21 protein-coding genes are annotated in these 26,979 nt (G+C 69.6%); 10 read left to right on the top strand and 11 right to left on the bottom strand.

All coding sequences use genetic code 11. The features are described 5' to 3' along the window. The first annotated feature begins 133 nt into the window (after positions 1–133). From pabB to FM051_RS08610, 4 genes are all read left to right on the top strand, one after another. The gene (pabB, locus tag FM051_RS08625; RefSeq protein ID WP_158842365.1) at positions 134–2,263 is read left to right on the top strand and encodes an aminodeoxychorismate synthase component I; all 2,130 of its coding nucleotides are present in this window, start codon (positions 134–136) and stop codon (positions 2,261–2,263) included. Beyond that, positions 2,260–3,723: a 4-hydroxyphenylacetate 3-hydroxylase family protein gene (locus FM051_RS08620; RefSeq protein ID WP_158842364.1), complete on the top strand. Its 1,464-nt coding sequence runs from the start codon at positions 2,260–2,262 to the stop codon at positions 3,721–3,723. The genes pabB and FM051_RS08620 overlap by 4 nt, the downstream gene beginning before the upstream one ends. A gap of 238 nt (positions 3,724–3,961) precedes the next feature. Next, on the top strand, positions 3,962–5,641 hold the full coding sequence (locus tag FM051_RS08615; RefSeq protein ID WP_158842363.1) for an ABC transporter ATP-binding protein: 1,680 nt from the start codon (positions 3,962–3,964) through the stop codon (positions 5,639–5,641). Beyond that, positions 5,638–7,434, top strand: a complete 1,797-nt coding sequence (locus FM051_RS08610) for an ABC transporter ATP-binding protein (RefSeq protein WP_158842362.1) — start codon at positions 5,638–5,640, stop codon at positions 7,432–7,434. The genes FM051_RS08615 and FM051_RS08610 overlap by 4 nt, the downstream gene beginning before the upstream one ends. 145 nt (positions 7,435–7,579) lie before the next feature. Here FM051_RS08610 and FM051_RS08605 read toward each other — a convergent pair whose 3' ends face one another. Together FM051_RS08605 and FM051_RS08600 are read right to left on the bottom strand one after the other, a co-directional pair. Continuing rightward, positions 7,580–10,084 (bottom strand): excinuclease ABC subunit UvrA, encoded by a 2,505-nt coding sequence (locus tag FM051_RS08605; protein ID WP_238412232.1) that lies wholly within the window; start codon positions 10,082–10,084, stop codon positions 7,580–7,582. 89 nt (positions 10,085–10,173) lie between these two features. Further along, positions 10,174–11,982 carry a CocE/NonD family hydrolase gene (locus FM051_RS08600; RefSeq protein WP_158842361.1) on the bottom strand — a complete coding sequence of 603 codons (1,809 nt, stop codon included), beginning with the start codon at positions 11,980–11,982 and terminating at the stop codon, positions 10,174–10,176. A 155-nt stretch (positions 11,983–12,137) separates the two neighbouring features. Between FM051_RS08600 and FM051_RS08595 the strand changes: the two genes are divergently transcribed. Further along, entirely contained in the window at positions 12,138–12,869 is a 732-nt protein-coding gene (locus FM051_RS08595; protein WP_158842360.1) for a class I SAM-dependent methyltransferase, read from the top strand. A 50-nt stretch (positions 12,870–12,919) separates the two neighbouring features. Here the strand turns inward: FM051_RS08595 and FM051_RS08590 are convergent, their stop codons facing one another. The 5 genes from FM051_RS08590 to FM051_RS08570 form a co-directional block, all read right to left on the bottom strand. Continuing rightward, complete coding sequence (locus FM051_RS08590) at positions 12,920–13,741, bottom strand: 2OG-Fe(II) oxygenase (RefSeq protein ID WP_158842359.1); 822 nt, start codon at positions 13,739–13,741, stop codon at positions 12,920–12,922. A gap of 74 nt (positions 13,742–13,815) precedes the next feature. Then, positions 13,816–14,592 carry an arylamine N-acetyltransferase family protein gene (locus FM051_RS08585; protein WP_158842358.1) on the bottom strand — a complete coding sequence of 259 codons (777 nt, stop codon included), beginning with the start codon at positions 14,590–14,592 and terminating at the stop codon, positions 13,816–13,818. Then, positions 14,574–14,771, bottom strand: a complete 198-nt coding sequence (locus FM051_RS08580; RefSeq protein ID WP_158842357.1) for a hypothetical protein — start codon at positions 14,769–14,771, stop codon at positions 14,574–14,576. Before FM051_RS08580 ends, FM051_RS08585 begins: the two co-directional genes overlap by 19 nt. 142 nt (positions 14,772–14,913) lie before the next feature. Then, a complete protein-coding gene (locus FM051_RS08575; RefSeq protein WP_158842356.1) occupies positions 14,914–15,234 on the bottom strand; it encodes a DMT family transporter in 321 nt (106 codons plus the stop codon). Continuing rightward, a complete protein-coding gene (locus FM051_RS08570) occupies positions 15,231–15,821 on the bottom strand; it encodes a TetR/AcrR family transcriptional regulator (RefSeq protein WP_158842355.1) in 591 nt (196 codons plus the stop codon). The genes FM051_RS08575 and FM051_RS08570 overlap by 4 nt, the downstream gene beginning before the upstream one ends. A gap of 162 nt (positions 15,822–15,983) precedes the next feature. Between FM051_RS08570 and FM051_RS08565 the strand changes: the two genes are divergently transcribed. The 4 genes from FM051_RS08565 (at position 15,984) to FM051_RS08550 (ending at position 21,500) form a co-directional block, all read left to right on the top strand. Next, positions 15,984–17,204 (top strand): FAD-dependent monooxygenase, encoded by a 1,221-nt coding sequence (locus tag FM051_RS08565; protein ID WP_158842354.1) that lies wholly within the window; start codon positions 15,984–15,986, stop codon positions 17,202–17,204. A gap of 53 nt (positions 17,205–17,257) precedes the next feature. Further along, on the top strand, positions 17,258–17,980 hold the full coding sequence (locus FM051_RS08560) for a TetR/AcrR family transcriptional regulator (protein WP_158842353.1): 723 nt from the start codon (positions 17,258–17,260) through the stop codon (positions 17,978–17,980). Positions 17,981–18,633: 653 nt separating this feature from the next. Continuing rightward, positions 18,634–20,031, top strand: a complete 1,398-nt coding sequence (locus tag FM051_RS08555; protein ID WP_158842352.1) for a family 43 glycosylhydrolase — start codon at positions 18,634–18,636, stop codon at positions 20,029–20,031. A gap of 17 nt (positions 20,032–20,048) precedes the next feature. Further along, a complete protein-coding gene (locus tag FM051_RS08550; protein WP_202918740.1) occupies positions 20,049–21,500 on the top strand; it encodes a glycoside hydrolase family 43 protein in 1,452 nt (483 codons plus the stop codon). A 127-nt stretch (positions 21,501–21,627) separates the two neighbouring features. Here the strand turns inward: FM051_RS08550 and FM051_RS08545 are convergent, their stop codons facing one another. Then, entirely contained in the window at positions 21,628–22,008 is a 381-nt protein-coding gene (locus tag FM051_RS08545; protein ID WP_158842351.1) for an ArsR/SmtB family transcription factor, read from the bottom strand. A 97-nt stretch (positions 22,009–22,105) separates the two neighbouring features. On the opposite strand from FM051_RS08545, the gene FM051_RS08540 reads away from it, so the two are divergent. Continuing rightward, a complete protein-coding gene (locus FM051_RS08540; protein WP_158842350.1) occupies positions 22,106–24,088 on the top strand; it encodes a heavy metal translocating P-type ATPase in 1,983 nt (660 codons plus the stop codon). Between the two features lie 19 nt (positions 24,089–24,107). Here the strand turns inward: FM051_RS08540 and FM051_RS08535 are convergent, their stop codons facing one another. The 3 genes from FM051_RS08535 to FM051_RS08525 all read right to left on the bottom strand — a co-directional run bounded on the left by FM051_RS08535 (position 24,108) and on the right by FM051_RS08525 (position 26,961). Continuing rightward, positions 24,108–25,475, bottom strand: coding sequence for a permease prefix domain 1-containing protein (locus FM051_RS08535; protein ID WP_158842349.1), 1,368 nt, complete (start codon positions 25,473–25,475; stop codon positions 24,108–24,110). Further along, positions 25,472–25,846, bottom strand: coding sequence for a PadR family transcriptional regulator (locus tag FM051_RS08530; RefSeq protein ID WP_158842348.1), 375 nt, complete (start codon positions 25,844–25,846; stop codon positions 25,472–25,474). The genes FM051_RS08535 and FM051_RS08530 overlap by 4 nt, the downstream gene beginning before the upstream one ends. A 146-nt stretch (positions 25,847–25,992) precedes the next feature. Next, on the bottom strand, positions 25,993–26,961 hold the full coding sequence (locus FM051_RS08525; protein WP_158842347.1) for an S-4TM family putative pore-forming effector: 969 nt from the start codon (positions 26,959–26,961) through the stop codon (positions 25,993–25,995). Positions 26,962–26,979: the final 18 nt, after the last annotated feature.

Here is a 26,979-nt window from a genome sequence, read left to right as displayed (position 1 = left end):
GGTTCCGCACTCTTGTCCCGCTCTCACGCCGGTCTCCGAACGTTGCCCGGCATCGTCTTCCACCATTTACTGACAAATGCGCCACAGCACTTCCGGTGCGGCGCCACGCCGCGGGTCGAGAATGAGGAGCTGCATGCGCACACTGCTCATCGACAACCATGACTCGTACACCTACAACCTGTTCCAGCTCATGGCAGAGGTGTACGAGAAGCCACCGGTGGTGCTCACCAACGACGATCCGCGCTGGGCCGACCTGGACCTCGACGACTTCGACGCGATCGTCGTCTCCCCCGGTCCCGGACACCCGGGCCGGGAGCGCGACCTCGGCGCCGCCCGCACGGCCATGGCGACCACCACCGTCCCCCTCCTCGGGGTCTGCCTGGGGCACCAGGCCATCGCGATGCTGTCGGGAGCCGAGGTGGTCGGCGCCCCCCGCCCCCGGCACGGGCACCTCACGAGGGTGCGCCACACCGGTGAGGACCTGTTCGACGGCGTGCCCCAGGACTTCGTGGCCGTGCGCTACCACTCGCTGTGCGTGCCGGCCGACCGGCTGCCCCCGGACATCGAGGCCACCGCGTGGGCGGAGGACGGCGTGCTGATGGGGATCCGGCACCGGAGCCGGCCGCTGTGGGGTGTGCAGTTCCACCCGGAGTCGATCTCCTCGGAACACGGTGCGCGGCTGGTGGAGAACTTCGGCCGGCTCGCGGGCAAGGTGGCGGCCGAGCGGGGGCGGGGAATGCGGGGTGCCGGCCGGTCCGGGTTCGGCCCCGTCGCCGCCGACCAGTCCCGGACGCACGCGGTCACCGCACCGCGCAACCCTTGGCGGGCGCTGCACCGGCGCCTGGACCACGAGGTGGACACGGCCGCGGCGTTCATCGAGCTGTTCGCCGACCGGGAGCACGCGTTCTGGCTGGACAGCAGCCGGGCGGAGCCCGGTCTCTCGCGGTTCTCGTTCCTCGGGGCGCCGGACGGCCCCGACGGCGAGGTGCTGACCTACCGGCTCGACACCGGTTTGGCGGTCCGCACCCCGGACGGGACGCGGACGTCGCGGGAGTCGGTGTTCGACGCCCTGCGTGAACGGCTGGCCGAGCCGGTGTCGGACCCGCCCGACGTGCCGTTCGACCTGATGGGCGGTTATGTCGGCTACTTCGGCTACGAACTCAAGGCACAGCTGGGCTCCCCCAACCGCCACACCGCGACCACGCCGGACGCGGTGTGGTTGGCGGCGACCCGGCTCGTCGTCGTGGACCACGAGGAGCACACCACCCACCTGCTCGCCCTCACCCGGTCCGCCGACGACCCCGATGCCACCGCCTGGCTGGACGACACCGAGCACGTGCTCGCGCGGGTCCGCCCCGCCGACACCGAGGGCCACGGCGTGGAGCTGGTCGAGGCGCTCGATCCGGAACCGGGACTGGTACGCGCGCGCCGCGACTACCTCGCCGACATCCAAGAGTGCCAACGGCAGCTCCACGCCGGGGAGAGTTACGAGATCTGCCTCACCACGCAGAGCCGGCTCGACGCGCCCGACGTGGACCCGCTGCGGCTCTACCTGGCGCAGCGCCGGGCCAACCCCGCGCCGTACGCGGCGTTCCTGCGGCTCGGAGAACTGGTCGTGCTGTGCTCGTCCCCGGAGCGGTTCCTCCGCATCGAACGGGACCGGACCGTGGAGACCAAGCCCATCAAGGGAACGACACCGCGCGACCCGGATCCCCGGCGCGACGCCGAGCAGCGGTCCCGGTTGACGCACGACCCCAAGGTGTTCGCCGAGAACCTCATGATCGTCGACCTGTTGCGCAACGACTTGGGGCGGGTGTGCGAAGTGGGGTCGGTCAGCGTGCCGCGGTTCATGGCCGTGGAGAGCTACGCGACGGTGCACCAGCTCGTGTCGACCGTGCGGGGCAGGCTGCGCGCCGACACGGACCTGATCGACTGCGTTCGCGCCTGCTTCCCCGGTGGCTCGATGACCGGGGCGCCGAAGCTGCGCACGATGGAGATCATCGACCAGCTGGAGGTCACCGCGCGCGGTGTCTATTCCGGCGCCCTCGGTTTCGTGTCCCGGAACGGCACGGCTGACCTCAACATCGTGATCCGGACGGCGGTCGCGCACCGGGGGACGCTGACCGTCGGCGCGGGTGGCGCGATCGTCCTCGACTCCGACCCCCAGGAGGAGTTCGCGGAGATGCTGCTCAAGGCGCGGACCCCTTTGCACAGCCTCAGCCGACGGGCTGCCACCACCGACTCCGGAAAGGCATCGAGATGACCAGGACTGGCAAGGAGTACTTGCAGGCCCTGCGGGACGGTCGCGAGATCTGGATCGACGGCGAGCGGGTCGAGGACCTCACGGTCCACCCCGCGTTCCGGCGGTCGGTCCGCTCCATCGCCGAGCTGTACGACATGACGCACGACCCCGCGCACTCCGACGCCTTGACCGTTTCGCTGCCGGGGTCGGACGAACCGGTGTCCCGCGCCTACCAGATCCCCCGGACGCGCGAAGAGCTGCGGGCGAAGGGCCGGGCCTTCAAGCGCTGGTCCGAGGCGAGCTTCGGCTTCTTCGGCCGCTCACCCGACTACATGGCCTCGGCGGTCGCGGGTTTCGCCGCCGTGCCGGACATCCTCAAAGGCGCGTCGTTCGACGGTTCGGCCAACATGCTGGCGCACTGGCGGCGGATGGCGGAGGGCGACCTGTACCAGGCCCACACCCTGGTCAACCCGCAGGTCGACCGGACAAAAGCGCCGTCGGAGCAGGAGGAGGACGACCTCTACCTGCGTGTGGTGGCCGAACGGGGTGACGGCATCGTGGTGCGGGGCGCGAAGATGATCGGCACCGCGGCGGCCTTCGGTGACGAGATCTTCGTGGGCGTCACGCAGCGGATGGCGCCGTCCGAGGCGGATTACGCGCTGAGCTTCTCGGTTCCGGTGTCGACGCCGGGCGTGCGGATCATCAGCCGCACGTCGTACGAGGCCAGGGCGACCAGCGTGTTCGACTACCCGCTGTCGTCCCGTTTCGACGAGAACGACGCGCTGGTGGTCTACGACAACGTGTTCGTCCCCTGGGAACGGGTTTTCGCCTACCGCGACCCCGACGTGTGCCACCTCCAGTTCTGGAAGACACCGGCGTTCGTCTCCTTCATCCACCACGGCGCCACCAGGTTCTGGACGAAACTGGAGTTCCTGACCGGGCTGGCGATCCTCATCGCCCGCGCGAACAACACGTTCGACATGCCGCCCGTGCGGATGCAGATCGGCAAGCTCATGGCCTGGCTGAACACCGCCAAGGCGCTGGTGGTGGCCGCCGAGGAGAACTGCGAGCCGGTGCCGGGCGGCGAAGGCGTGATGCCGAATCGCGAAATCGCGCACGCGCAGTTGGCCATCGGTCCGGAGCTGTACCCGAAGGTGCTCAACGAGATCAAGCTGCTCGCGGGCGGCGGCCTGATCCAACTGCCTTCCTCGTACCGGGACCTGCTCCAGCCGGAGGTCGCCGCGCTGCTGGGCAAGTACGTCCGCTCACCCGGACACGACTCCGAACAGCGCATCAAACTCTTCAAGCTCGCGTGGGACGCGTTGGGGAGTGAATTCGCCGGGCGGCACGACCAGTACGAGCGGTTCTACCACGGTGCACCGCACGTGTACCTGCCGTCGATCGTCCGCGAGGGCGACACGGAGGCTTACGCCGCGCTGGCGTCGAAGTGCCTTGACGGCTACGACCTGGAAGAACACTGAACAGATCATGCGGCGAGTAACCGGGCGGTAACAGATCGCTATAGTGCGGTGTGCCCAATCCACCACATCATGACGGGACACCTATGTCTCCACCAAGTGCGCCGCTGTCTCCACCAAGAGCGCCGCGCCACGCCGCACGTGCGGGGAGGGGGCCGAGGCTGTGAAGTCGGCGTCTCCCACCACGCCGTGGCGGCTCCTCCGCGTGTACCTGGGACCGCAGCGCGGAAGCGTGCTGGCCATGGCATTACTCCTGATAGCGTCGATCGCCCTGGAGATAGCGGAACCGCTGATCGTGGCGCGGTTCATCGAGTCCATCCAACTGGGCGCCGCCGAGCGGGTCCTCATCACGATCGCCCTGGTCTTCCTCGGAGTCGCGGCCCTGCGCCAGATCACCAGGGTCGTCGCCGCCTACGCCAGCGAACGCGTGTCGTGGACGGCGACCAACGCGGTGCGGGAAGACCTCTCCGCCCACGTGCTCGACCTGGACCTGACCTTCCACGAGTCGCGGTCGCCCGGTGAGCTGATCGAGCGCATCGACGGCGACGTGAACCAGGTCGCCGAGTTCTTCTCCAGCCTGATCGTCCAACTGGTCGGCAACGCGTTGCTGGTCCTGGGCATCCTCATCGCGCTGACCGTGGTCGACTGGCGGATCGGCTTGACCTTCACCGTCATCAACGTGCTCGGCTTCATCCTGCTGAGCAAGGTCACCGCGAAGGCCACCGCCAAGTGGGAGGACGACCGCGAGCAGAGCGCGCAGTTGTTCGGCTACGTCAGCGAATCCATTCGCGCGACGGAGGACCTGCGGTCGTCCGCGGCGACGGACTACGCGATGAGCCGGTTCCACCGGCGGTTGCGCTCGTGGCTGCCGGTGAAGGTCCGCGCCGAAGCGTGGAGCAGCACGATCTGGATCGTGATGTCGCTGGTGTTCACGGCCAGCACGGCGTTCGCCTTCGGCTACGGCGGCTTCTTCTACCAGAACGGCATGATCTCGCTGGCGAACACGTACCTCGTCGTCGCCTACGCCACCATGCTGAACACCCCGATCGAGGTGCTGCGCGAGCAGGTGCAGGGGCTTCAGCAGGCACGGGCGGCGATCCGGCGCATCTCCGAGATGTTCGGCTACTCCTCCAAGCTGGTCGACGGCGAGGAGACGCTCCCCGCCGGTTCCCTCTCGGTCGAGTTCGACGACGTCGCGTTCGAGTACGTCAGCGCGGACGACACCGGCGAGGTCGAACGCAAGAAAGTGCTCGACGACCTGTCGTTCCGCCTGGAGCCGGGGGCCACGCTGGGGCTCGTCGGCCGCACGGGCGCGGGGAAGAGCACGATCGCGCACCTGCTGTTCCGGATGTACGACCCGGTGCGGGGCCGTGTTCTGCTCGACGGGATCGACGCGCGGTCGCTGTCGCTGTCGTCGCTCCGGTCGCAGACCGGGTTCGTGACGCAGGACGTGCACGTCTTCTCGGCCACGTTGCGGGAGAACCTGACGTTCTTCGACCCCGATGTGCCGGACGAGCGCCTCGTGGAAATCCTCGACGCCCTGGAACTGCGCCCGTGGCTCGACAGCCTGCCCGACGGGTTGTCCTCGCGCATCTCACCGACGGCCATGTCCTCGGGACAGGCGCAGTTGCTCAACCTGGCGCGGGTGTTCCTCAAGGACCCGGGTCTGGTGATCCTCGACGAACCGTCGAGCAAACTCGACCTGACCACGGAGGCGATGGTGGAGCGGGCGCTGGACAGGCTGCTCGCCGGACGAACGGTGATCGTCATCGCGCACCGGTTGGGCACGATCCGGAGGACGGACCAGGTGTTGGTGCTCGATCGCGGAAAGGTGGTGGAACAGGGGTCGACCGCCGACCTGCTGGCGAACCCCGAATCCCGCCTGGCGGAGTTGCACCGCGTCGGGGAGGTGCCCGCGTGACCGCGAAGGCGAACGCGAAGGCGAACGCGAAGCCGGCGGACGCACCGCCGACGCTGAAGTTCCTCGCCCGGCTGATCTCCTACAGCCCGGGGCGCTACCTGCTGGCCGCCCTCGGGTGGATGGTGTTCCACCTGTGGCCGCTGATGCCCGGTCTGCTGGGCAAGGCGCTGTTCGACGTCCTGGAGGGACGCGCCGCCCTCGGCTTCACCGTGTGGACCGTCGTCGCCATCGTCGTGGCGGCCGGCCTCGCGCGGAGCGCGGCGATCCTCGGTGCCACCGTGGCGTGGGCCGGCTGGTACCTGCGCGCCCGCGGACTGGTGCAGCGCAACATGTTGAGCCGCATCTTCCGCCGTCCGGGCGCCGACGCCGCGTCCGGTTCCGTGGGCGAGACGGTGTCGACCGTGCGCGACGACAGCGACGCCATCGCGATGATGGGCGGCTGGGGTTTCGACATGCTGTCCGCGCTGATCTTCGCGGGCGGCGGGCTGATCATCCTCCTGTCGGTCGACGTGCAGGTGACGTTGGTGGTCATGGTGCCGCTGGCGTTGGTGCTGGCCCTGGCCCAACTGGCCCGCGCCAAGGCGTACCGGATCCGCGAGCAGAGCCGTGCGGCCACGGCCCAGGTGACCGGGACCATCGGTGAGATCGTCGTGGCGGTCCGGGGTATCAAGGCGGCGCACAAGGAGAAGCAGGTCGTCGCCCGGTTGCGGGAGCACAACGCCATCCGCAAACGCGCGATGATCCGGGACAAGGTGCAGAGCCTGGCGTTGGACTCGGTGTTCAACAGCACCGCGAGCCTCGGTGCCGGTTTGACCCTGCTGGTGGCGGCCGGGCAGATGCGCACCGGCGAGTTCACCATCGGCGACTTCGTGCTGTTCTCGACCTACTTGATGCAGGTGTCGGACTACACCGGGTTCATGGGCTACCTGGTCCGCACCTACCAGCAGTCGGGGGTGGCGTTCTCGCGGGCCGTGTCGCTGCTGCGGGGTGCCCCGCCCATGAGCCTGGTGGACCACAACAAGCTGTACCTGCGCGGCGATCCGCCACCGGTGGCGCCACCCGCGCCGCTCGACGAGGAGTTCCGGTCGTTGGAGGTCCGGTCGCTGAGCCACGTGTTCCCCGGTTCGACACACGGTGTGCGGGACGTGTCCCTCACCATCCGGGCGGGAACGGTGACGGTGGTGACCGGTGAGGTCGGCTCGGGCAAGACGACGCTGTTGCGGGCGGTCCTCGGGCTCTACGAACGGCAGGACGGCGAGATCCGGTGGAACGGGAACGCGGTGGAGTCCCCGGGCGAGTTCCTCATCCCGCCGCGCGTGGCGTACACACCGCAGAACCCGGCGCTGCTGTCGGGGACGATCCGGGAGAACATCCTGCTGGGTCTACCCGACGACGGCCGGCTCGAACGGGCCGTGCACACCGCGGTCCTGGAGCCGGACCTCGAACGGTTCGACCACGGGTTGGCCACCGAGATCGGCGTGCGCGGCGTGCGGCTGTCGGGCGGTCAGATCCAGCGGACCGCGGCGGCGCGCATGTTCGCCCGCGAACCGGCGCTGCTGGTGATGGACGACCTGTCCAGCGCGCTCGACGTGGAAACCGAGCGCGAGCTGTGGCGGCGCATCTTCGCCACGTCCGTGACCTGCTTGGCCGTGTCGCACCGACCGGCGGTCCTGGAGCAGGCCGACCAGGTGCTGCTGATGAAGAACGGCCGGATCGAGGCGAGCGGCACGTTCACGGAGCTGTTGGCCGCCTCCGCGGACATGCGCTCGCGCTACGGGCGACGTCAGGGGTGACGGCCTCCGGTGGGGCGTGACCGGGACGTGCCGGTCACGCCCCACCGGGTCAGGACGAGCGGGACCCGGCGGTCTCCGACACCGAACCGGGTGCGAGCACGCGGCGGCCGGGCTCCCGGTCACCGCGTTCCACCACCGGATCGGATCAGCCCGGCAGGTCCAGCAGCGGACGGCTCTCCACGATGCGCCGCAAGTACCCGGCGGTGGGCGTGTCCGCGCCGCGCACCTGTTCGGGTGTGCCCTCGGCGACAACCCGACCACCGGCGCCGCCCGCGCCCGGCCCCAGGTCGACCAGCCAGTCGGCGGCCGCGGCGACGTGCAGGTCGTGCTCGGCGACGACAACCGTGTTGCCCGCGTCCAGCAGCAGGTCGAAGGCGTCGACCATGCGCTGCACGTCCGCCGGGTGGAGTCCGGACACCGGCTCGTCCAGCACGATCAGGCCGGGCGAGCGGCCGGTGCTGCCGCGGTGGATCGCGGTGGCCAGCTTCAGCCGCTGTGCCTCGCCACCGGACAGCTCGGTCGCGCTCTGGCCGAGCTGGAGGTACCCCAGTCCGACCCGCCGCAGCGCGGTGAGGATGCCGGCCAGTGCCGCGGGCGCGGTGAAGTGCTCGGCTGCCTCCTCCACCGTCATGCCCAGCACGTCGTCGATCGTCAGGCCCTGGTAGGTGACCTCCAGGACCTCGGGCTTGAACCGCTTGCCGTCGCACGTCTGGCACATCACCCACACGTCCGGCAGGAAGTGCATGTTCACCAGCCGCCGACCGTAGCCGGTGCAGTCCTCGCAGCGCCCGCCGGCGGCGTTGAACGAGAACGACGACGCGCTCAGCCCGCGGTCTTCCGCCCCGGCCGTACCGGCGAACAGCGCGCGGATCTGGTCGAACGCCTTGGTGTAGGTGGCCGGGTTGGACCGGGGGGTGCGGCCGATCGGTTCCTGGTCCACCACGGCCACCCACGCGATCCCGGCCGGGTCCACCGACCGCACCGCGTCGCACGTCTCTCCCGCGAGTGCCGTCCGCACGCCCTCGCCCAACGCCTCGTGCAGCAGGCTGGACTTGCCGCTGCCGCTGACTCCCGTGAAGCAGGTCAGCCGGCCCAGCGGGACCTGCACCTCCTCGACGTCGACGTTGTGCACTTTGACACCGCGCAACGACAGCCACCGCGCGGACGCGTCGACCGGTCGCGGCGTGCGGGAGACGCGCGTGCCGTGTCCCCGCAGGTACTGGCCTGTGACGGACTCGGGAACCGCGGCGACTTCAGCGGGTGTGCCGCAGGCGACCAGTCCGCCGCCGAGCCGACCGGCTCCGGGACCGATGTCGACCACCCAGTCCGCGCGGGCGACCAGCTCCGGGTCGTGCTCCACCAGCAGGACGGTGTTGCCCGCGTCCCGCAGTTCGGCGGTGATGTCCACCAGGTGGCTCTTGTCGGCCGGGTGGAGTCCCGCACCGGGCTCGTCCAGGACGAACAACACCCCGGTCAGATCCGTGCCCAGCTGCGCCGCCAGCCGCGTGCGCTGCAACTCGCCCCCCGACAGCGACATCGCGCTGCGGCCGAGTTGGACGTGCGCGAGACCGAGCCGGTCGAGCAGCCGCAGCCTCTTGTCCAACTCCTGCAACAGGGGTCCGCCGACCTCCCGCTGCGCCGCGTCGAGCCGCTCGGGCAGATCTGCCGACCAACGCTGCACGTCGCGGATCTCGTGGTCGACGATCTGCTCGTAGCTCACCCCACCGAGGGTGACGCTCTGGGCCGCCTCGCCCAGACCGCTGCCGCCGCACACGGTGCACGGCAGCATCTTCATGTACTTGGCGTACCGCTGCTTGGCCGACTCCGTGCCCGCGGCGCCGTAGAGCCGCTCCACGTCCGCGAGCGCGCCCCGCATCGGCTGCCGCCAGGAGAACGTCACCTCCGAGTCCTCCTTGCGCATGGCGACGGTCGCGTTCGCCTCGATCACCTCGTCACCGGTGCCGTGCAGCACCTCGTGCCGGAACGACTCGGGCAGCTCCTGCCACGGCAGTCCCAGGTCCACACCGCGCTTGGCCGCCAGCGCCGGTACCACGGCGTGCTCGTTGGACCGCCACTTCCCGAACCACGGCGAGGCGCCCTCGGTCAGCGGCAACTCGGGCCTGGTGATGATCAGCTCCGGTGCGGCGCGCAGCAGTCCTCCCATGCCGTGACAGCCGGGGCAGCGGCCCTCCGGCGAATACCGGTCGAAGTGCGCTGCCGTCAGGTCCCCGGCCACCGGATCGGCTAACCCGACCAACCCGGGCAGCCTGGAGAACAGCAACCCCAGGTAGCCGTCCACACCGGTCAGCGTGGCCACCGTCGACCGCGGGTTGCGGTTGAGCTTGCGCTGGTCGACGGCCAGGGTCACGCCCAGGCCGGTGATCCGGTCGACCTTCGGCCGATCGCGCACGCTGATGTACTGCCGGACGAACGGCGACAGCCCTTCCAGATAGCGCAACTGCGCCTCGGCGTGGATTGTGTCGATCGCCAACGAAGTCTTTCCGCTGCCGCTGACCCCGGTGAACGCCACCACGACACCACGTGGAATGCGCACCGATACGTCCCGCAGGTTGTGCGTGCGGGCGCCGCGGATCTCGACAAAGCCGGCAGGGTGGTTCTGCCAGGGATTCGAGGCGGATGTGGTGGTCACCGTGAGTTCTCCGATCCCTCGATGGCGATGGGCGTTGAGTCCGAGCAGGGACGAACCCAACATATCGGACGGATCGGTCACGCCTGGACTCACCCGATGGCCAGCGGTATTCGCGCACTGCTCCTTTCGAGATCGACGACCACTCGGGTGTCACCCGCGTACCGCAGTGTGTGCTCACGATCGGTGCCGATCAGCACGACAGCGACCCGGTGTCCGGCGGGAACCACGTAATCGACGGCTTCGAGCCGCCAGGTGAACGTGTACTGCCGATCGGGATCGACAGGCCTTTCACCGTAGTCCGAGGCGCGGTTCCGGATGTCGAGCCAGCCGCGGCTCACGATCCGGAACGGCGCGCGTTCGACGACCGGCTCGGTTCGGGCGCGGCAGCCGTACCCGTCCTCGTCGGTGACCGGCGCGAAGCACCAGGTCCGGTCCGTCGCGGTCCGGCCGACGACGCGGTCGGCCTCGCCCAGGTCGACGAGCAGCGCGGTCAGGTAGGGCGAGGCACCCGCGACGGAAGCGCGCACGGTGACCTCGGCACTGCCCGACAGCCGGGTCGCCCGCCCCAGCGGTCCGGTGGTCGCGAGCGGCACGCCGCCCGAAGTGACGAGGTCCGCGGCGGAGCGCGAGGGGTCGTCCACGAAGACGGCGGATCCGGAACCGGAACCGGGGACGGTCGTCGTGCGGACACCGGGCGCGGGCCACCGCGGGTGTTCCTCCCACCGGCCCGGCGCGGTCTCGACCGACACGACCGGACCCTCGTCCCAGTCGGTGTCACGCCCCTGCAGGTGGTGGCCGAAGTAGCGTTCGGCCAGGCGGAGCCACTCGGCGCCGCGCACGTCGATCGGGTCGTCGTGCCCGCCCTGGTGCAGCCACATGCGCCGCTCGACACCCGCGCGCTCCAACGCCTGCCACATCCGGGTGCTGTGTCCGGGGCGGACGTTGTCGTCGTTGAGACCCGCGACCAGGAACACCGCTGCACGCAGTTTCCGCAGGTCGCGGGTCAGATCTCGGTCGTCCCAGAAGGCGTTGCGGTCGCCGGAGGCGTGGTCCACCGCCATTTCCATGCGTCGGATGTGGGGTTCACACCGCGCGGGATCCGCCCGGGTGAGCAGCGCCTTGGCGTGCACGTCCGCGTCGTCGCCCGCGTACCCGCGCGGTGCGGCGTGCGCGCCGTTGGCGCGGTAGTAGCGGTACCAGTCGGTCACGGCGGCGCTCGCCACCACCGCCCGCACACCGGGCGCCCCGGCGACGGCGCCGCTCAGCGCGAGCGAACCCCCGTAGGAAAGTCCCACCAGGGCCGACGCGCCGGTCGACCAACTCGCGGCGACCGGCGTGCCGTCCGTGCGCCACGCGGTCCCCTGCCCGGTCAGCCACCCCGCGACGGCCTTCACGGCCTCCGCTTCGGCCTTGCTCCCGGTGCCGGGGCAACCGCCCGAGTCGCCGGTGCCCAGCGAGGCCATCTCGACCACCCCGTAGCCGCGCGGCACGAAGTAGTTGTCGTAGTAGCCGCCGGAGTAGTCGCTCGGCGCACCGGAGGGCGGTGGCTCCCAGGGGGCCAACTCCGGGACCGACCGCACGTCCGCCGGGTGCGGTGCGACGTCCACCAGTCCCGCCCAGTACGGGTCGGTCTCGATGATCACCGGTACTCGGTGGCCGTGTTCGGTGCTTCGCGGGCGGATCACGTACGCGGCGACGCGATCGCGCACGCCGTCGAGGTCGGTGTCGACCGGCGTCTCGACGTGCACCAGTTCGCGCACCGCTTCCGCGTACCCGCCGGAAGCCTCGACGTTCGTTCCGGCGGTTCCGGCGGTTCCGGCGGTTCCGGCGCGCGTCGGCGCGAAGCCACTCGCGACGAGGACGGCGACCGAGGCGAACGTGATCAGGGTTTTCCGCACGGACTCTTCATACCGACGCGGGTGATGAACCGGCAAGCCGAACGCGCACATCTCATTCCGAATGGATACCGGATTAAGAGTGTCCGTTGTTACGCTGCCACACGGCACACACCGGACGCCACTCGAATTTTCTGGAGCCAGGAGAGGGAGTTGCCATGGAGAATTACACTCCGAGCAGCTACGGCGACACGATGGCAGGGGTGTTCGACTTCCTCAACGCCGACGCGGAGGAAAACGAGCGCACCGTGGACTTCCTTTCCGCCGAAGCGGGCGGGAAGTACATTCTCGAACCCTGCGTGGGCACCGGGCGCATCGCCATCCCCCTAGCGCGGGCCGGGTACACGGTGCACGGGATCGAAGTGAGCACCGCGATGGCCGAACAGCTGCGGAGCAAGCCGGGCGGCGACCTGGTGGAGGTCCTCGTCGGCGACATGCTCACCGCCGAGCCGCCACTGCGGTACGACCTCGTCTACCTGCTCCAGAACGGCCTGGGCAACCTGCTGTCGGAGAAGGAACAGGTGGAGTACCTGCGTCGCGTGGTCGGCCAGTTGCGGCCGGGCGGCCGGCTGGTGCTGGAGTCGTGGGAGCCCGAGCCGGAACGGTTCGTCGACAACCAGTACGTCGAGACGTCGCTGCTCGACGCGAACTACGTCGTGCTCTCCGCGGCGCAGCTCGACCCGGGCGAGCAGGTGATCAGCCAGCAGAGCATCATGATCTCCAACCACGGCATCCAGTTGTACCCGGTGCGCTTCCGGTACTTCGACGTCGACCAACTGGACTCGATGGCCGCCCTCGCGGGACTGTCCCTGTTGCACCGCTACTCGGCCTGGGACCGCGCGCCCTACACCGAGAAGGGGCGCAGCATCTCGGTCTACGTCGCCGCGTGACGCGCGACAGGCCGGGCGGTGGTCCGCCCGGCCTGTCGGCGAACACGCGATCAGGACCACGCGATGAGCGGGCCCGCACCGGTCACCCCGAGGAAGAACGACAGCGACACGCGCCGGCCCTCGCTGATCGGCTCCACCCGGTGGAAGTTGCGGGGATCGAACAGGATGGCGTCGCCAACCTCGGGCCTGATCGCCACGGTCGGCTCGCCGTCGGCGAGGTGGGCCTGGTAGCCGTAGCCGTCCCGGTGCTGCTCGTCGCTGGGGCGCCACCGCCTGCGGACCACCACGGCCTCACCACCGGTGGGCGGCATCGCGAGGTGGCAGTTGAACGCGAACTGGCTCACCGGGGGGATGTCCAGCGCGGTCGGACACTCGCGGGCGATTTCGTCGAAGTGCAGGCGGGCACCGTTGTTGATCTCCCGGATGATGCCCGCGAACAAGGGCCTCCCCTGCGAGGTCGCGGGGACGACAGCGTCTCCCCACGCCGCGGCGAGCTTGTCCAGCACGAGGTCGAGCGGGTCCGCACCGGCCAGCAGCGACCGGCGGGCCGCGACGTCCGCCTCGGCCTGCTCGAAGTACTCCGGGCCGAGTTCGCCGGTCTTGTAGTGGTCGTAGGCGGCCGAACCGAGCTTCGCCATCGGCGGCGTGAAGTCGTACCTGCCCATCTTGTGCCGTTCGAGGTTCGCCATGATCTCGGCGCACGCATCGACCGGCAGGAAGTTCCGCACCCGGATCACCGCGGCCACACCGGCCGCCAGGCGGACCAGGTGATCCCGGGTGAGCCGGTCGGTCACCACCGGGTCGAACAGGGTGTGCACGGTCATCGACTCGACCGACGGGTCGTACACAAAGCTCGTGTCGGCGTTGGTCATGGTTGCGCGACCTCCGGTCGTGTTGGTCGGGCTGCGGTCGGCGCAGCGCCGTGGAGTGGGCGTGGCGGCCCAGGTCAACGCTGGGCGGCGGGCGGCGGGACCCGGTCGAGATCCAGACCGAAGTGCTCCCGGTAGGCGGCGAGCAGGCTCTCGTCGTCATTAAAGAATTCGTCGGTCCACTGATCGCCCTTCTGCCGGACCAGTTGGTTGCCGAGCATGAGCAACCGCCCGTCCTCGGTGGGCAGCCAGCAGATGAACTCCTGGGCGAAGTGCGATTCGGGCGATGTCTGGTGCCACCACCAACTCTCCCTGAAATCGTCCAGCTCGCGCGGGCGCAACCACAGGCGGTACAGCGGGGTTCCGTTGTGGTGGATGATCCGCTCGTCGTCCGAAACCGGTTCGATGCGGAACTCGCCGGCTTGATCCGTCTGCACCTCGACTGAATCCAGCCGGAGCGGGTACCGGCTGAACCAGCCGAGCCCGATGTCGACCAGGTAAGGCTCGTCGAGGTCGACCCGAAGGCACAGGTGGTCCCATTCCGCCGGACCCGACGGCGTACCGAGCAGGACGCGGCCCGCATACACGGTCACCTCGAAACCGAGCGCGCGGAGCAGCAGACCGAATGCGCCGTTGAGTTCGTAGCAGAACCCCCCGCGCCGCCGGTGCACGATCTTCTCCACGAGTTCGGCCTCGACAAGCTCGAACGCACGTTGCTCGACCGCGTAAACGTTCTCGTACGGCACGCTCAACAAGTGCCGTTCGTGCAGTTCACGCAGCGCGGCCAGATCGAGGCGATCAGGCCGCTTGGCCCCGATGCGCTCCAGGTAGGCGTCTACCGTCCGATCATCCACTCTTTCTCCCGATTTTTCGGAAAATGCGCGCCGACCTTCGGTTCACGGCAGGCCGGTCGTAGGCGCGCCGCGACGACGACCGGCCGCGCCACCAGAACCACCACCACATCGTCGAAACCTTTCTGGAAGATTCCTCGCACGATGCTAATCGACACCGTTCTCATCTTGGTATCGCGCACGCCTCCGACCGGCCTCCACCGATCACAGAGAATTAAAATGGGCTGCGCACGCGCACTGCCGGATGAGAATCAATGGACGGCGACGGTCAACGAAGACGACCGACCGCATCCGCTGCCCGAAGTGGCCGCTCACGTTCCGGCGTCAGTGGCCTGCGCCGAATTCGACGAGCAGGACGCCGGCGGCGATGCAGCCGATGCCCAGGCCCATGAGGCGGGTGAGTGGTTCCTTGAACAGGAACTTGCTCGCGATGGCGGTCAGCGCGACACCGGAGGCGGCCCAGATGCCGTAGGCCGCGCCCAGCGGCACCCCGGCGCGCAGCACCGCGGTCAGGAACGCGAACGAGGCCAGGTAGCCCGCGGCGACCAGCGCGTACCAGCCGGGGTGGTCCAGTGCGGCCTTCAGCGACAGCGAGCCGGTCACCTCGCCGGCGATCGCGCCGGCCAGGAACAACCATTTCCTCATCGTTCGATTCCCATCGTTCGGCCTTCGTCGGCGGGTGTGCCGTCGGTCGGGTCGTCGGTCGGGTCGTCGAGCAGTCGCAGCGCCGCGGCGCGCACCCGGTGGCGTTCGTCGGCGGCCAGCGGGAACACCTCGATCGCGTCGGCCAGCCACACGCCGTCGGCCAGCATCCGCACCGCCGCCAGCCGGGCGCGCACTTCGGTGGGCAGGTCGGCGGGCAGGTCGATCCACGGCGCGAGCCGCTGCCCCCAACGGGTGGTCAGCCGGTCGCGCAGGCGCGGGTCGGCCAGCATGACCAGGTCGGCGTTGTCGAACTCGCCCGACAGCGCCCAGTCCAGGTAGGCCAGCACCCGGTCACGGGCCGACGCCTCGGTCGGCGGCGTGGGCAGGCGGTCCGCCAGTTCGCGCTCCCACCGGTCCACCACGTGGTCGACCAGCGCGACCATCAACGCCTCTTTCGTGCGGAAGTGGTGCATCAGGCCGGGTTTGGTCAGTCCTGAGCGCTGGGCCGCGGACTCCAGCGACACCGTGCCGCCCGACCGGAGCAGCGCCAACGCGCTGTCCAGGATGTGCGCGCGAGAATTCGTCACCGGGCAACCATACCAACCGGAAGGTTGGTATGGCGGTGGCGAGGCGCCACACGGCCGCCGACCACCCACGACCGGGCACGTGGCGAACCATGACTTCCCCAGTGACCCTCGTCACTGAACTGACTGAATGACGAATATGGTCAGTCGGTCTACGGTGGTCGTATGGACTTGATCGAGAACAGGGCGCGCCGGGTGTTGGTGGTCGGGCTGGGGATCAGCGGGATCGCCACGGCGCTGCGGTTGCACGGCATCGGGTGGACCCCGGTCGTCGTGGAGAAGGCGCCGGCACGGCGGTCCGGGGGCTACTTCATCGGCCTGTTCGGCGCGGGCAAGACCGCCGCCGAGCGGTTGGGGCTGCTGGACGGGGTGCACGACCGCACCACACCGGGCACCCACTTCGACATCGACCGCGACGGCAACCGACGGCAGGGGCTGAGCTTCAAGGACTTCCCGGGTGACGTGTGGCTGATGCTGCGCGGCGACGTCGAGCGGGCGGCCTTCGCCAAGCTTCCGCCGGAGGTCGAGGTCCGCTACTCGACCGTGCCGACGAAGATCGAGCAGGACGCCGACGGGGTGGACGTCACGCTGACGAACTCCGCGGACGGCACCGTGGCCACCGAGCGGTTCGACCTGGTCGTCGGCACGGACGGACTCCGCTCCACGGTCCGGTCGCTGGTGTTCGGACCGCACGAGAAGTACCTGCACCGGCTGAACTTCATGATCGCCGCCTTCGAGTTCACCGGTGTGCCCGCCGGACTGGAGAAGGGGGACGGGGCGACGTTGCTGGAGCCCGGTCGGTCGATGTGGGTGTTCCCGTTCTCCGACCACGACCCGACCGTGCTGCTGTCCTACCGCACCGACGACGTGGACGCCGAGTTCACCGCGTCGCCGGCCGAGCGGATCCGCGCGAGGTACGGCCCCGAACCGCTCGGGCGCACCCTCGACGACGTGGTCGCGGCCATGGAGTCCACCGACGAGCTGCTGTTCGACTCGGTCGAGCAGGTGCGCATGGACAGCTGGCACCGCGGTCGCGTGGTCCTGGTGGGCGACGCGGCGTGGTGCGTGACGCTGTACGCCGGAATGGGGGCATCGTCGGGCCTGGCCGGCGCGCAACTGCTGGGCACGATGCTGGCGCGTCACCCCGACGACCTGGAGCGCGCCCTCACCGAATGGGAGGCCGGGCTGCGGCCCTACATCGACTACTACCAGAAGGACGGGATCAAGAAACAGACGTTCTTCACGCCGGACAACCGGTTCCAGGTCGGGATGCGCCGGGCGCTGACCGTGCTGAACGGCAGGCGTGTGGTGGGAGCTCCCTTCCGGTGGTGGAGCGCGCACAACAAGGCGGCTCGGATGAACGGAGCCGACATCACTCGGGCATGATGGACGAGCTCCCCGCCGGGGTCTGACCGGCTTGCCCAGACTGGAGAACGACGATGACGCTGCTGCCCGAACACGAGTCCGAGAAGGCGGCCCGGATCCTCGCCGTCGCGGGCGAACTCGTGCTGCGGCGCGGCGTCAAGGGCGTCACGGTGGCCGAGATCGCCGAGAAGGCACACGTCGGCAAGGGCACCGCCTACCAGTACTGGGAGACCAAGGAAGACCTGTTCGTCGGGCTGTTCGCCCGGGACTTCCTGGCCACTGTGGACGAATACGAAGCGGCCCTGACCGCCGACTCGGACCTGGCCCGCCCCCACCGGCTGTTCCCGAAGGCGGTCCGCACCACGCTCGACCACCCGTTCGTCCGCGCGGTGCTGACCGCCGACGTCGACCTGCTCGGCGTGCTCGCCAACGACCCGCGCAGCAAGGAACTGCTCAACACGTTGGGCCCGGCCGCCCTGGCGTACGAGGTGCTGCCGGTGTTGCGCCGGCACGGGCTGGCCCGCACCGACTGGCCGCTGGAGGAACAGGCCTACGCGTTGTGCGCGCTCATCGACGGGTTCATCCACGGGTTCGTCCGGGCGAGCGCCAACGCGGACATCCTGCCGAACATCGAGGTCGACTCCCCGGACAAGGTCATGGGCGCGGCGGTGACCGCCCTGCTCGGACCGGAAACGGCGAGCCCCGAGGACGTCGGCGCCACCGCCCGCGAGGGCCTGCGACTGCTCGCCGAGAAGCGACAGGCGACCCTCGCGTTGATCACCCCGACCAGGGACTAGGGCCTGCTCGAATTCCGGCGCGGCCTTGTCCCGCGACAGGAGATTCGATGACCACGACCCGCCCCACGCGCCGCGGGTCAGCGCACGCTTGCTGTCGGCGGTCTGCTCGGTCGACCAGTTGCCCGACGCGATGGCGGCCCGGTAGGTGTCGCCGGTCGCGAACAGGTAGCCGTCGCCGACGTTGTTCGTGCTGTTGCCCAGGTTCCACAGGAAGTACGGCGTCGGCCGGCCCCTGGTCGATCGCCGCCTCACCACGTGCCGCCGACGCGAGCAGGGACGTCGCCGTGAGGGAGACGACCACGAGGATCGCGGTGAGGAACCGACGTCGCCGGGGACCTGGGGCATTCCAGGCTCCCTGACGTCAGCGTCACTGCTCGAAGTTAGCGATAACATAGGACCGGCCAGGCGAGGCGTCAACATCCGCTGATCATCATCGGTAGACCCTTGCTGCCAACGCCCGACAACACACATACTCCTTGCTGCCCGCAGCGACGCGAGGAGTCCGTTACATGGCACAGCAGTCTTCCTGCCGCCACGGTGAAGCCCGTTTGTTAAATGATGTTAGCGCTCACCTTCCAACAATTGTGATCGGTTGCTGACGTCCCTGCGCGCATCCCCTGCCTCGCCCCGACCAACGCAGATCGGAGCAGACCATGAACCGACGAGCACGCGCTCTTGTGGTGTCGTCCCTCGTCATCGCCTCGACACTCACCCTGCCCGTCACCCCGGCGTCCGCGGACACGCTGCCCACCGGAGCGCGGTCGCTGGAATCCGTGAACTACCCGGGTCGGTTCGTCCGGCACGCCGACTACCTGGGCGGGCTCGCCGCCGTGACCTCCGGCAGTTCGGCGCAGACCAAGTCGGACGCCACGTTCACCGTCGTCTCCGGCCTGGCGTCGCCGTCGTGCTACTCGTTCCAAGCGGCCAACGGGATGTTCCTGCGGCACCGGGACTACCGCGTGCTCCTGGAAGCCAACACGGGCACACCGACGTTCCGCGGGGACGCGACGTTCTGCGCGGTCACCGGTTCGGTGACCGGCTCGGTGTCGCTGGTGTCGTTCAACTTCCCGGACCGGCGGCTGCGGCACCGCAACTTCGAGCTGTGGGTGGACGCGAACCAGGACACCGCGCAGTTCCGCGCCGACAGCTCGTTCCGGCTGACCGCCCCGTGGACCCCGAAGACCAACAAGGGACCGGTCATCCCCGGCCTGTTCGCCGACCCGCACATCACCAACTTCAACGGCCGGTACTACCTGTACCCGACGACCGACGGTTACGCGAGCTGGTCCGCGCCCTACTACAAGGCGTTCTCCTCGACCGATCTGGTCAACTGGACCGACCACGGCGTGATCCTGGACCACGGGCCGGACGTGTCCTGGGCGGACAACTCGGCGTGGGCGCCGGCGGTGGTCGCCAAGAACGGGCGCTACTACCTGTACTTCAGCGGCGGGGCGGCGTCCGGCGACACGGCCAAGCACCTCGGCGTCGCCGTGTCCGACTCCCCCACCGGGCCGTTCCGCGACGCGCTCGGCAAGCCGCTGATCCGGGCGGGCGCGTACCCGGGGCAGGCCATCGACCCGATGGTGTTCACCGACGACAACGGGCAGTCCTACCTGTACTGGGGCAACGGGTCGGCGCACGTCGTGCCGCTGAACGCCGACATGGTCTCGTTCGACCCCGCGGCGGTGCGCACGATCACCACGACGGGGTACCGCGAGGCGTCGTTCGTGCTCAAGCGCAACGGCACCTACTACTTCATGTGGTCCGAGAACGACACCCGTGACGAGAACTACCAGGTCGCCTACGCGACCGGCCCGTCGCCGCTCGGACCGTGGACCAAACGCGGTGTCGTACTGCAGAAGCGGCTGGAGCTGGGCATCAAGGGGCCCGGCCACCACTCGGTGGTGCAGGCGCCCGGCACCGACACCTGGTACATCGCCTACCACCGGTTCGCCGTGCCCGGGGGCAACGGCACCAACCGCGAGGTCACCGTCGACCGCATGACGTTCAACGCCGACGGCACCATCGCCCCGATCGTCCCCACCCTCTGATCCGAGGAGAAGAACCCGTGCAACGAACACTGTCGCGGATCGGCGCGATGCTGGGTGCGATGGTCATGCTGATCAGCGCCCAGGTCCTGTTCGCCGTGGACCGCGCGTCCGCCGCGGACCCGTTCACCGGCTACCTGATGGCGCACTTCACCGGGGAGAGCGCGATCGGCGAGCAGATCTACTTCGCCCACAGCAAGGACGGCCTGCACTGGACCGACCTGAACGACCGCGCTCCCGTCCTGCTGTCCACCGTGGGCACCCGCGGTGTGCGCGACCCCGCACTCGTCCGCTCCCCCGCGGGCGACCGGTACTGGATCATCGCGACCGACCTGCGCATCGCGAGCGGCACGTCGTGGAGCGACGCGGCCAACCGCGGCAGCACCCAGCTCGTCGTGTGGGAGTCCACGGACCTGGTGAACTGGTCCGCGCCGCGCCTGCTGAACGTCGCCGGCGCGATCTCCGGCGCGGGTGACGCGTGGGCGCCCGAGGCGATCTTCGACCCGGCGACCGGTGACTACGTCATCTACTGGGCGACGAACGCGACCCTCAACGGCGTCAAGAAGCACCGCATCTACTACACGCGGACCCGTGACTTCCGCACGGTCAGCGCGCCGACCCTCTACATCGACCGGGGCGCGGGCCAGGGCATCATCGACACCCAGATCGTGGAGTCGCCCACCAGCGTCGGCGGCTTCCGCTACTACCGCGCGTCCGCCGACGGGCAGATCACCATCGAGGGCAGCAACTCGATCCTCGGCTCGTGGACGCGGATCGGCGACCTGTCCCACATGGGCATCTCCAACGGCGCGACCGGCGGCAACGTGGTCGAAGGCCCGATGTGGATGCCGTTCAACGACCGCAACGAGTGGGGCCTGTGGCTGGACCAGTACGCCACCGGCCGCGGGTACATGCCGATCACGTCGACCAACCTCGGCAGCACGAACAACTTCCGCACGGTGTCGGACTACGCGCTCGGCGCCAACCGCAAGCGCCACGGCGGCATCATGAGCCTGACCGCCGCCGAGGAGAGCCGCGTGCTGGGCAAGTACGGCGTCAGCAGGCCGGTCAACCGGGTCCAGTCCTTCAACTTCCAGGACCGGTTCGTGCGCCACGCCGACTTCGACGTGCGCATCGACCCGAACGTCAGCCCCGTCCAGGACTCCCAGTTCCGGATCATGCCCGGCCTCGCCGACCCGTCGGCCGTGTCGTTCCAGTCGGTCAACTTCCCCGGCTACTACCTGCGGCACGTGAACTACGACTTCGTGCTCGCGCCCTACGACGGCAGCACGACGTTCCAGGGTGACGCGACGTTCCGGCAGGTCACGGGCTTGGCGTCGTCGTCGTGGAGTTCCTTCCAGTCCTACAACGTCCCCGACCGCTACATCCGCCACTACGCCTATCAGCTCAAGCTCGAACCGATCACCACCGCGGTAGGCCGCAACGACGCCACGTTCCGCGTTACGACCTGACCACCCTTCACGGCGGAAGGGGGTGGACGCTCAGCCGTCCACCCCCGAACCCCGTTCGCGGTAGCGCGGCAGTTCATCCCGCGCGTGATCTTCCGCTATTCCTCATCGTCAGAGGAGTTGCCGCCGCTCAGTCGCTGTCGGCGAGGTCTTGTGGGGCGTCGCTGAGGCCGAGGCGGAGGTGTTCGACGTGGTAGACGGCCTGGTCGAGCAGTTCGGCGACGTGGTGGTCGTAGAGGGCGTAGACCACCGAACGCCCGCGGCGTTCGCCCACGACCAGGCCGAGGTTGCGCAGCAGGCGCAGTTGGTGGGAGCAGGCGGACTGCTCCATGCCGACCTCGGCGGCCAGCTCGGTCGCCGGCAGCGGCCCTTCCCGCAGCCGGGCGAGGATCAGCAACCGCGACGGCGTGGCGAGGGCCTGGAGGGTGGTGGCCACCTTCGCCGCACCGGCCGCGTCCAGGCGGGTGCGCGGTACGGCGTTGTCGGTGGTCCGGACGACTCCATGGCCCATGCGACCATCCTATGCGCAGGAACGAATGAATACCTCTTCATGTGTTCCTGTACTGTCGTGAGTCGCCCGGCCGCCTACGCGAAGGATCACCGTCGCCATGTCTTCGACCCTCACCGAGCGCCCGGCCCGCGCCACACGTGAGCCCGTCGCCCCGAAGCGGCGGACCCGCGTGTTCGCGCTCGCCGAGGCACGCTGGGCCGGCGCGGCCACGATCGCGTTCCTGATCGCGCTGCCGTTGCAACTCACCGGCCTCTCGGCCTGGGCGTGGGGTCCGCTGTACGCGATCGCCTACGTCACCGGCGGCTGGGAACCCGGCTGGGCGGGCTTGCAGGCGCTGCGGGAGAAGACCCTGGACGTGGACCTGCTGATGATCGTCGCCGCGCTCGGTGCGGCGGCGATCGGGCAGGTGATGGACGGCGCGCTGCTGATCGTCATCTTCGCCACCTCCGGCGCCCTGGAGGCGTTGGCCACCGCGCGGACCCAGGACGCGGTCCGCGGGCTGCTCGATCTCGCTCCCACCACCGCCACCAGGCTGACCGACGACGGGGACGAGGAGACCGTCGCCACCGCCGAACTCGCCGTCGGGGACACGATCCTGGTCCGGCCCGGCGAGCGCGTCGGCGCCGACGGGCGCGTGCTGGACGGGGCCAGCGAGGTCGACCAGGCCACCATCACCGGCGAACCGCTGCCCGTGGCCAAAGAGCCGGGCGACGAGGTGTTCGCCGGCACCCTCAACGGCACCGGCGCCCTGCGCGTGCGGGTCGAGCGCGACGCTTCGGACTCCGTGATCGCCCGGATCGTGGCCATGGTCGAGGAAGCCTCCGAGACCAAGGCCCCGACCCAGTTGTTCATCGAGAAGGTCGAGCAGCGGTACTCCCTGGGCATGGTCTTCGCCACCCTGGCCGTGTTCCTCATCCCGCTGGGCTTCGGCGACGATCTGACCGGTGCGCTGCTGCGCGCGATGACGTTCATGATCGTCGCCTCGCCGTGCGCGGTGGTGCTGGCCACGATGCCACCGCTGCTCTCGGCCATCGCGAACGCCGGACGTCACGGTGTGCTGGTGAAGTCCGCCGTGGTCATGGAGCGCCTCGGGCAGGTCGACGCGGTCGCGCTGGACAAGACCGGCACCCTCACCGAGGGCACTCCCCGCGTCACCGACATCCGCACCTTCGCCGGCAGCGGCCTGGACGAGAACGCCCTGCTGGCCTTGGCCGCCGGGGCCGAGCGCCCCAGCGAACACCCCCTGGCCCGCGCCATCGTCGACGCCGCCCGCAACCGCGGCCTCGCCGTACCCGACGTGCGGGACTTCACCTCCACCCCCGGCATCGGGGTGACCGCCACCGTCGACGGCCACGCGATCGCCGTCGGCGCACCCGCCCGCCTGCTCGACGGTCTCGGTGACGCGGCGTCGACCAGGGTCGCGGCGGTGGCCGAGGAGCTGGAGACCGGTGGCCGCACCGCGGTCCTCGTCCGGCGCGACGGGAGTCCGGTCGGCGTGCTCGGCATCGCCGACCGGCTGCGCCCCGACGCGGCAGCCACCGTCGCCGCCCTCACGGCGTTGACCGGCCGTCCCCCGATGCTGCTGACCGGCGACAACCCGCGTGCCGCCGCCCGCCTCGCCACCGAGGTCGGCATCACCGACGTCCGCGCCGGACTGCTGCCGCAGGACAAGGTCGCCGCGGTGCGGGAACAGGAGAAGGACGGGCGCAAGGTGCTCGTGATCGGCGACGGCGTCAACGACGCCCCCGCCCTGGCCGCCGCCCACACCGGCATCGCCATGGGCCGCGCCGGGTCCGACCTCGCGTTGGAGACCGCCGACGCGGTCATCGTCCGCGACGAACTCGCCACCGTCCCCACCGTCATCGCGCTCTCGCGAACGGCCCGCCGCCTGGTGGTGCAGAACCTCGTCATCGCCGGGGTGTTCATCTCCGGACTGGTCCTGTGGGACCTGATCGGCACCCTGCCGCTGCCCCTGGGCGTCCTCGGGCACGAAGGCTCGACGGTCATCGTCGGGCTCAACGGGCTCCGCCTGCTGCGCGACACCGCCTGGCGCCGGGCCGGCGCGCCCGTCGAACGGTGACCGCCGCCGCCCTGAACGGTCAGAGGTAGTTGAACAACGGGGGGAAGACCAGGACCACGATCCAGGCCCACGTGGCGTACACCGGGAGGTAGGCGGTCTGCCAGCGCTCGAGCACCGCGAACGGCGTGCGTCGGCGGACAAGCCCCAGCAGCAGCCAGGCCGACCAGGCGAGATTGGCCAGCAGGATGACGTTCTCCCCGAGTGCCGCCGCCTTGTTGGGCGTGGTGCCGTACTCGGTGATGCGCCCGGTGATCTCCAGCAGCACCAACACATCGATGACCAGTGCGCTGACCACCAGAGCGAGCTGGAGCTTGTCGAACAAGCCGGGCGGGGCCAGCGGATCGCGGGCCGAGATCGAGTAGAGCAGCAACGCCAGCACCACGACCAGCAGGAGGTCGAACAGGATCAGCGCTTCCCGCTCGACGTCGATGCCGCCGCTGGTCACGCCGAGGGTGACGAGGAAGGCCAGCAGTGCCGCGGTGAACAGCGGCGTGAACAGTCGCGTGAGCACCGGGGCGATGTTCTCCACGACGCTCTGCTTGGCCTCGACGAGCCACCCTGCCACCACGACCGCGGCCGCGGCGCCGCAGGGAAGCACCCACTGCGCTATGAAGCCTTCCGGGGAGATCCCGATGGCCTCGAAGGTCCCGAACACGAAGGCGATCAGCACGCCGCCGCCGAGGGCGATGAGGACGTAGTAGACGAACCACTCGCCGGTGAAGCGGATGAAGTCCATGCGTCGGCGTGGCGCGCGCACATCGTCGGCCACGTAGGCCAAGCCGACCACGAACCACAGGGCGATGGGGAGGTGGATGCCGGTCAGGACCACCGATTGGGAGTCGTCCGCGAGCGGGTAGGCGTTGGCCGCCACGGCGCCGAGCGCGAACAACGCCAGCAGTACGCCGATCAGCGCTTTCGTGGCATGACGGCGCCAGGCGAGGAAGGCCGCCAGCCAGGGCAGCACGAACAGGCCGACGTTGGGCCCGTAGAACGCGCCGTCCTCTTCGAGGCTCATGCCGAACAGTTCCGGCACCTTGATCGAGGCTGCCGCGCCCGCCGCGCAGAGGGCCATCGTGAGCAGGTCGCGCCGGGACCGGGTGTCCGCTGCCGGGCTGTCGGTCCCGCCGGTCAGCACCAATTGCTTCCACAGCCGTTCCGAATGCTCCCGGGCGAACTCGCGGGACAACTCGTCCAAGCTGCCCATGCGCTTGACCGCGACCAGGAACGCCTCGTCGGCGTGGAGGCCGGCGGCGACGAGCTCGTCGACGGAACCCCGGAGGTGGTCTTCGAGTTCTTCGGCGTCGGACTGCCGCATCTCTCGGCGGCGCTGCACGTACTGACGCCACTGAGCGAACTGGGCTTCCAGGTCGTCCTGACGGTCCGTCATGCCTGACCCTCCAGCGGGATCGCGATCAACGGCCTGGAATCGCCGGCGCCGCGCCAGATCTCCTTGAGCGCGCCCACCACCGTGTCCCACTGGCGGCGTTGCTCGGCGAGCTCGGCCAGACCGCTGGGGGTGATGCGGTAGTACTTGCGCCGCCGTTCACCGGCGACCGACTGCCAGCTGGACTCCACGTGTCCGAGGCGCTCGAGCCGGTGCAGCAGCGGGTAGAGCAGTCCCTCGGTCCAGTCCAGCTCCCCGCCGGACAGCTCGTTGATCCGCCTGAGGATGGCGTAGCCGTAGCTGTCCGCCTCGGCCAGGATGCCCAACACCATCGGTGTCGCCGAGGCGGCCACAAGATCCTTGGTGACTTTCACGAGACCTCCACCCACCCCAAGCCCTAGATGTACGATGCATAGTACTGTTAGGTATCGTACGCCGCAAGGAACCGCAGCGCCTACCGGTCGCACTCCGACATCGGATGCCCGCGCACGAGGGCGCCTCCAGAGGCCCGAATGCCGTGTTATGCGGGCGGCGCCGTGTGCGCGGCGAGGCGGAGGCGGTGGCCCTCGGCGGTGTCGGCGAAATCGCGTTCGTCGCCGTCGCGGAATCGCTTGTAGAACCACTCCGGCACTCGGGTGGGGTCCAGGCGGGTGCGCAGGATGCCGTCCTGCACATCGCGGGCAACGTCACGGAGCCGGTGCCACTCGCGTTCGGGCACCGGCCCGGGACGACCGTCGCGCAGCTCACTGTTGACGATCTTGGTGAGTCGTTCTCGCTCGTCGGCGACCTTCTGCTGGCCCGCCCAGATCTCGATGGCGATCTGGTAGGCGGCCAGTGACGGGACGAAGAAGCTGAGGAGCGTGTCGGGGAGGGTCGCGTTGGCGATCGCCAGGCCGACAGCCAGACCGATCGCGGTCCAGAGGACGGCGGCGGCGACGATGAAGTAGCTGTAGCGGCGGCGGAGGCGGGCGTCCCAGGCGAGGTTCTGCTCCTGGGCGATGAGCACGTCGTAGGGGTGGTGGACGTCGGAGGTGGGGTCGTACCAGCCTCCGGTGATGCGCTGGTCCTTGGCGCTCCCCCGCGTGAGTTGGCGGGCGAGTCGGTTGACGTCGGGCTCGGGGATCGGGTCGCCCGCGACCGTGGAGCGCCAGGGCAGGTGGAACAGGCCGGTGTCGAACATCTCCTGGAGCAGGGCTCCCTGTCGGGCCGTTGTCCCGGCCAGGCGCTTGAGCAGGAACGCGGAGACGAGGAACCAGAAGAAGCCGGTGATGGCCACGGCCGGTCGACCGTGGCCGAGGATCGTGACCAGGATGCCGGCGACCGCGAGCAGAGCCGCTGCGACGCCCCGGACCGCCTCGACGAGTTGACCACGCTGGTGGCTTGCCGACGCGGCGCGCTGAAGGCGCAGCATGTCGTGGTCGAGTTGCCGTTCGTGGATCGCCCGTGGCGGAACGCCCCGGATGCCGTTCGAGTCGACGGGATTGCTCATGGCCTGGTCATCCGATCA

Origin of the sequence: Saccharothrix deserti, assembly GCF_009769385.1 — a bacterium.
In the GTDB taxonomy this organism is placed as follows: Bacteria; Actinomycetota; Actinomycetes; order Mycobacteriales; family Pseudonocardiaceae; genus Actinosynnema; species Actinosynnema deserti.
The sequence above is the reverse complement of the archived record's forward strand: the minus strand, read 5'-3'. Positions and strand labels throughout refer to the sequence as shown.

What these genes read in the sequence shown, in the direction of transcription:
- FM051_RS08595 (WP_158842360.1), top strand. Translation starts at nt 12,138, where the DNA reads ATGGAGAATTACACTCCGAGCAGCTACGGCGACACGATGGCAGGGGTG.
- FM051_RS08525 (WP_158842347.1), bottom strand. Translation starts at nt 26,961, where the DNA reads ATGAGCAATCCCGTCGACTCGAACGGCATCCGGGGCGTTCCGCCACGG.
- pabB (WP_158842365.1), top strand. Translation starts at nt 134, where the DNA reads ATGCGCACACTGCTCATCGACAACCATGACTCGTACACCTACAACCTG.
- FM051_RS08565 (WP_158842354.1), top strand. Translation starts at nt 15,984, where the DNA reads ATGGACTTGATCGAGAACAGGGCGCGCCGGGTGTTGGTGGTCGGGCTG.
- FM051_RS08575 (WP_158842356.1), bottom strand. Translation starts at nt 15,234, where the DNA reads ATGAGGAAATGGTTGTTCCTGGCCGGCGCGATCGCCGGCGAGGTGACC.
- FM051_RS08615 (WP_158842363.1), top strand. Translation starts at nt 3,962, where the DNA reads ATGGCATTACTCCTGATAGCGTCGATCGCCCTGGAGATAGCGGAACCG.
- FM051_RS08540 (WP_158842350.1), top strand. Translation starts at nt 22,106, where the DNA reads ATGTCTTCGACCCTCACCGAGCGCCCGGCCCGCGCCACACGTGAGCCC.
- FM051_RS08535 (WP_158842349.1), bottom strand. Translation starts at nt 25,475, where the DNA reads ATGACGGACCGTCAGGACGACCTGGAAGCCCAGTTCGCTCAGTGGCGT.
- FM051_RS08545 (WP_158842351.1), bottom strand. Translation starts at nt 22,008, where the DNA reads ATGGGCCATGGAGTCGTCCGGACCACCGACAACGCCGTACCGCGCACC.
- FM051_RS08620 (WP_158842364.1), top strand. Translation starts at nt 2,260, where the DNA reads ATGACCAGGACTGGCAAGGAGTACTTGCAGGCCCTGCGGGACGGTCGC.
- FM051_RS08590 (WP_158842359.1), bottom strand. Translation starts at nt 13,741, where the DNA reads ATGACCAACGCCGACACGAGCTTTGTGTACGACCCGTCGGTCGAGTCG.
- FM051_RS08555 (WP_158842352.1), top strand. Translation starts at nt 18,634, where the DNA reads ATGAACCGACGAGCACGCGCTCTTGTGGTGTCGTCCCTCGTCATCGCC.
- FM051_RS08560 (WP_158842353.1), top strand. Translation starts at nt 17,258, where the DNA reads ATGACGCTGCTGCCCGAACACGAGTCCGAGAAGGCGGCCCGGATCCTC.